This window comes from Echinicola shivajiensis (assembly GCF_018642165.1).
Lineage (GTDB): Bacteria > Bacteroidota > Bacteroidia > Cytophagales > Cyclobacteriaceae > Echinicola > Echinicola shivajiensis.
On sequence record NZ_JAHHZM010000009.1, the window covers coordinates 240,421 to 246,420 of the forward strand.

The 6,000-nt window shown below is 41.0% G+C and carries 6 protein-coding genes; all 6 read left to right on the plus strand.

Going from position 1 to position 6,000, the window contains the following annotated elements:
• The first annotated feature begins 22 nt into the window (after positions 1–22).
• The 6 genes from KMW37_RS15935 (at position 23) to KMW37_RS15960 (ending at position 5,826) form a co-directional block, all read left to right on the plus strand.
• The gene (locus tag KMW37_RS15935; protein ID WP_215225638.1) at positions 23–463 is read left to right on the plus strand and encodes a DinB family protein; all 441 of its coding nucleotides are present in this window, start codon (positions 23–25) and stop codon (positions 461–463) included.
• A 2-nt stretch (positions 464–465) separates the two neighbouring features.
• Positions 466–996: a GNAT family N-acetyltransferase gene (locus KMW37_RS15940; RefSeq protein ID WP_215225639.1), complete on the plus strand. Its 531-nt coding sequence runs from the start codon at positions 466–468 to the stop codon at positions 994–996.
• Positions 997–1,201: 205 nt separating this feature from the next.
• Entirely contained in the window at positions 1,202–1,543 is a 342-nt protein-coding gene (locus tag KMW37_RS15945; RefSeq protein ID WP_215225640.1) for a TfoX/Sxy family protein, read from the plus strand.
• A gap of 52 nt (positions 1,544–1,595) precedes the next feature.
• The gene (locus tag KMW37_RS15950; protein WP_215225641.1) at positions 1,596–2,774 is read left to right on the plus strand and encodes an MFS transporter; all 1,179 of its coding nucleotides are present in this window, start codon (positions 1,596–1,598) and stop codon (positions 2,772–2,774) included.
• Between the two features lie 160 nt (positions 2,775–2,934).
• Positions 2,935–5,028, plus strand: a complete 2,094-nt coding sequence (gene recG, locus KMW37_RS15955) for an ATP-dependent DNA helicase RecG (protein ID WP_215225642.1) — start codon at positions 2,935–2,937, stop codon at positions 5,026–5,028.
• Positions 5,029–5,337: 309 nt separating this feature from the next.
• Entirely contained in the window at positions 5,338–5,826 is a 489-nt protein-coding gene (locus tag KMW37_RS15960) for a YybH family protein (protein WP_215225643.1), read from the plus strand.
• Positions 5,827–6,000: the final 174 nt, after the last annotated feature.

Genomic DNA, 6,000 nt, shown 5'->3' on the forward strand with positions numbered 1-6,000 from the left:
CAAAAAGACCTAACTGTAAACTATGAAGGAGGCAAATCAAATTAACCAACTTATAAAACAAGTGGATAGCTATGTTCAAAACTGTCCCGAAAATGTCATGGAGTACAAGGCATTCCCCCATAAATGGTCCAAAAAGGAAATCTTAGGACACTTGGTGGATTCGGCCATTCATAATATCCAACGCTTTGTGGAAATCCAATTTTCTTCCTCAGTCTATTCTGTACATCCTTATCGTCAAAACGAATGGGTAAGTGTAAACGATTACCAACATACCAACACGCAATCCCTCCTCCAACTTTGGATGGTGTTGAACCAAAGGATCGTACAAATTATTTCAAACCTTGATGAAGACACGGTTAACATCCCCATTTTTATCAATGAACACCGACAGGAAAATCTAGCTTTCTTGATCAGTGATTACGCTCATCACATGGCCCATCATGTGAAACAAATTGTGGGATAAATATGAATGTTAGCATTAGGCAGGAAACCAATTCAGATTACCATGAGGTTTTCAATCTTATAAAAGAATCTTTTCAAAACGAGCCCATGAGCGACCATCGGGAGCAGTTTTTGGTGGACCGATTAATGGATTCTGATAGCTTTGTTCCTGAACTTTCGTTGGTAGCGGAAGTCGGAAATCAGATTTTGGGGTATATTTTACTTAGCAAAGTGAAAATTGAGGATGGTCATCACTCTCATGAAGCGCTCGCTTTGGCTCCAGTAAGTGTGTTGCCTGAATATCAAAGGAGGGGCATTGGAGGAAAATTGATATCAGAGGCCCATAGAAAAGCCCGGGAAATGGACTTCAAGGGGATAGTGCTGCTTGGCCATGCGGATTATTATCCAAGATTTGGATATAGACGGGCAAGTGATTTTGGCATCTCTCTTCCATTTGATGTGCCAAGTGAGAATTGTATGGCAATGGAATTATATCCAGGTGCTTTTCAAAATATCTCTGGTATGGTAGAATATCCAAAAGGATTTTTTGAATGAAATCATTAGATTTTTCAAAGGAAATAGTCATCGTACTAATACTATCAAGAAAATGGAATTGTGAGCTGCTAAGAGGTTCTTTTCTATATTGAATAGAGAATTAGGGATCCAGTAATTCATGAACTAATACTTTCGATAAAACCATTATTTAGTTGATTTTAGCCATATAAAAGGTTAAATTACATTCTACACAAAATAAAAAGTAATGGCATACAACACCTTTTTAGCAGATCGGATAGAGCATGTTTTACAGCATGCAGGGAAGCCTTTTGAGGCAAAGAAAATGATGGGTGGCCTTTGTTTTATGGTCAATGGAAAAATGTGCATCGGTGTTCATGAAGACCGAATTATGGCAAGGGTGGGCCCTGATCAATATCAGGATGCCCTAAAGCAAGCGGGCTGTATGGAGATGAATTTTACCGGAAGAAGCATGAAGGGATTTGTGTTTATAGACGGCAATGTGGTGGATACGGAGCCACAATTGGAGTATTGGGTGGAAAAATGCCTGAAATTTAATCCACAGGCAAAATCGAGCAAGAAAAAATAAGAAACAGTTTTGTCCAATGTTCACTTCTTTCTACCAATCCTAAACCTTTTTTATGAAGCCTGCTAAAAGAATTCTTCCACTGATAGTATTCGCCCAGTTTTGCTGCACTTCCATTTGGTTTGCCAGCAATGCTGTGATGGAGAGTCTTTTGGAGAGCTTTGATCTAAGGAGTACTGCTTTAGGTCACCTTACCTCAGCTGTTCAGTTGGGGTTTATTTTTGGGACATTGATATTTGCATTTTTAAGTGTTGCAGACCGTTTTTCTCCTTCTAAGGTGTTTTTGCTTTGTACCTTATTGGGAGGTTTTTTTAATCTTGGCCTAGTATGGCCTGGGAATACTTTAGCAAGCTTAGTAATCATGCGTTTTTTGGCTGGTTTTTGCTTGGCAGGGATTTATCCTGTGGGAATGAAGATTGCGGCAGATTACTATGAACATGGATTGGGAAAATCTTTAGGCTTTTTGGTTGGTGCATTGGTTTTGGGAACGGCTTTTCCCCATTTTCTTCATGCATTTATAGGTGACCTTTCCTGGGTTTACGTGGTTGTTTTTATTTCAGCTTTGGCCATTTTAGGAGGTTTTTTGATCGGTTGGTTTGTGCCAGATGGACCTTACAGAAAGGCGGCCACTGGTCTGGATTTAACTGCTATTTTCAAAGTGTTTCGAATTAGGGAATTTAGAGCTGCAGCGATCGGATACTTTGGGCATATGTGGGAACTGTATGCCTTTTGGGCATTTGTTCCATTTATTTTGTTTAGCTATAGTAACTTACATTCGGATGTTCATCTGGATATATCGATTTGGTCCTTTTTGATCATAGGTATAGGGAGCTTAGGCTGTATTTTGGCTGGTTATCTTTCTATCAATCAAGGGGCCAAAAAGATAGCTTCATTGGCCTTGGCAATATCTGGTTTTTGCTGTTTGTTATCGCCTCTGATTTTCCTTCAATCTTCCTCGATTCTTCTGATCACATTCCTTTTGATCTGGGGGCTTGCAGTAGTGGCTGATTCACCATTGTTTTCTACCATGGTTGCACAAAATGCTCCAGCAGATTTTAAAGGAACGGCATTGACCATTGTGAATAGTTTAGGATTTGCACTGACCATTTTTAGCATTCAGCTTTTGAATTATTTCAGAGGAGCAGTGGATGCACATTACCTTTTTATCGTGCTGGCCATTGGGCCCATATTGGGTTTGTCTGTTTTATGGAAGAAGAAAAAGCAAGTTCAGTAAAGAGTAGATAATTCTTTGGTTGTGTCAGATGGAATATTTTGGACGATTTATGTCACAGCTAGAATTTGTCTAAGGAATATTATTAAGCAGCAATAGCTTTTCACGGTATTAAAAATTAATTTGTGGCCGAGTTTGAATTGACCACCAAGAAAGCAGGAAATTGCCGGGATTCTTTGATACAAAAATTGAGTTTCTAAAGGGGGTAGGCCCACAAAAAGCAGCCTTAATCAATAAGGAGCTAGATATTTTTACTTTTGGGGAGCTCCTGCAGCACTATCCTTTCCGCTATGAGGACCGTACCAAATTCTATAAGATCAATCAGGTCAATGGAAACCTTGAGCACGTGCAGGTAATAGGCAAAATCCGAAGAATAGAAACTGTGGGTTTGGCACGAAAGAAGCGTTTGGTCGCCTATATTGAGGACGAAACGGGAGAGATGGAATTGACCTGGTTTAAGGGGATCCAATGGGTGGCCAAAAAACTGCTTCCTGGTGCATCTTATATTTTCTTCGGAAAGCCCAATCAATATGGGAGGAAGTTTAGCATTGCCCATCCTGAGATGGAGCCTTTGACGGCTGCCCAGGAAGAAAAGAGTTTTTTCCAGCCTGTATATCCAACCACCGAAAAATTGAGGGCCAGGTACCTCGATAGCAAGGGGATTTCGAGGATAATGGATGTCTTGGTCCAAAATGCCTATCCACAGATTCAGGAGACTTTACCCGCTGAGGTGATGCATCGATTCAATTTGATGCCCAAAAAAGATGCGATCAAACAGATTCACTTTCCTGATGAGCCTGAACGCCTTAAAAGAGCCAGATACCGCCTTAAGTTTGAAGAGTTTTTCTTTGTGCAGCTGCGACTGCTTAAGTTAAAATTGACCCGAACCGAAAAGTTCCAAGGACAGGTATTGGGGAAAACTGATTTGGTAAGCCAGTTTTATACGGATCATTTGCCCTTTGAGCTGACCAATGCACAAAAGCGGGTAATTAAAGAATCCTTTGCGGATATGCGTTCGGGTAAGCAAATGAATAGATTGATCCAAGGGGATGTGGGAAGTGGGAAGACCATGGTGGCCTTTATTTGTGCTTTGATCGCCATTAGTTCTGGAACACAAACCTGTTTGATGGCTCCAACGGAAATTTTGGCTACCCAGCATTTTGAAGGATTGAAGGAGTATGCCGAAATGATGGGCTTGAGGATAGATCTTTTGACTGGTTCCACTAAGAAATCCGTCAGAAAACGGATACATGCAGATCTCTTAAATGGGCAGTTACATATCCTAATAGGTACCCACGCTTTGTTGGAAGATGTGGTGAAGTTCCATAATCTAGGCTTGGCGATAGTGGATGAACAGCATCGTTTTGGAGTGGCACAACGGGCAAAGCTTTGGGCTAAGAATAACCATTATTATCCGCATGTATTGGTGATGACAGCCACGCCCATTCCACGTACCTTGGCGATGACCCTTTATGGAGATTTGGATATTTCAGTAATTGATGAGATGCCAGCAGGGAGAAAACCCATACAGACTGTTCACCGCTTTGATAGGGATCGTTTGAAGGTGTTTGGTTTTATGAAGAAGGAAATAGAACTCGGAAGGCAGATATATGTGGTATATCCCCTGATAGATGAATCCGAAAAGTTGGATCTTAAAAGCCTAATGGATGGCTATGAGAGCATTTGTCGTGCCTTTCCCCAATATCCAATCAGCATAGTTCATGGTAATATGAAGGCTGCGGATAAGGAATTCGAAATGCAGCGTTTTGTGAAAGGGGAAACCAAGATAATGGTGGCCACTACAGTAATAGAAGTGGGAGTGAATGTCCCCAATGCTTCTGTGATGGTCATAGAAAATGCCGAGCGGTTCGGCCTTTCGCAGCTTCACCAGTTGAGGGGCCGGGTAGGTAGGGGGGCAGAGCAGTCTTATTGTATTTTGATGAGCAAATACGAGCTCTCCAAGGATAGTAGGGTTAGGCTGGATACCATGGTGCGAACCAATAATGGATTTGAAATTGCTGATGTTGACCTCAAATTACGTGGTCCTGGTGATCTGATGGGCACCCAACAAAGTGGCGTGGCAGATTTGCTGATAGCAGATTTGAGTAAGGATGCTCCTATTCTTACCATGGCCAGAGATGCCGCTCAGCAATTGATACAGGAAGATGCCGACTTAAAACTTCCTCAAAATGCCATGGTCCTTAGACAAATCAAAAGCCAAAAGAAGCATGCTGTCAACTGGAGTAGGATAAGTTAAATTTCCTTTTGGGAAAAGGAGGATTTTTTATGAGTCAAAACTTATTAGATCGATGAATGGGATCTGATACAAAAGGGACGTGATTTATTAGTGATATTTTTTTTAATTAATTGTCAAATAGTTATGGGCGGTTGGTTTGCTGTGAACAACCTATTTTTTTGTAAATTTGTACCAGCGTATTTAGGGCTAATAGGTACAATGGGCCAATCCGACTTCATCATTTATTTGCATGAAAGCCTTATTGTCTTTGGTAGGAGGACTTATTTCCTACCCATTATAGATACAATTGTTAACCTTTAATTGAATGTCATGAAAGGTTTATCAAATAGCGTATTAATTGTCGTTTTCCTATTCCTGTGCTTATCCTGTGGTGCTCCTGAAGAGAACACTGAAGAAATGAAAATTGAGGCTGAAAATTCCTTAAGACAAGCTGATTTGGATTGGTCAGCATCTGCCAAGGATTTTGAAGCATTTATTGGTTTCTTTGAGAATGATGCGGTAATGTTAATGTCCAATGCACCGGCTTTTAGTGGTGTGGATGAGATAAGAGCAAATATGGAAGGGCCACTTAGTGATGAGGGCTTTAGCATCGAATGGGTGCCCAATCATGTGGAGGTCGCAAATTCTGGTGATTTGGGATATACCATTGGAACCTATAGTATGACTATGGAAGATTCTACAGGGATGTCAATGGTAGAGAATGGAAAGTATTTAACCGTGTGGAAAAAACAGGCGGATGGAACTTGGAAGGTTGCTGCTGATATGGGCAATTCCAATGAGCCCATGCCAGAGCACTAATGGTTTAAAAAAATAGAAAAGAGGCTGTCTCAGAACTTGTCATTTCGAGACCTAACATTTGGTACCCAACCGCACAAAAGGGAATGACGTTTAGATCGAAGTGGCCTGTACAATATAGCCGTCCCTGGTATAGTGCAAATTGCCTGTTTTCGAGCATGGTTGGATAGAAAGGAG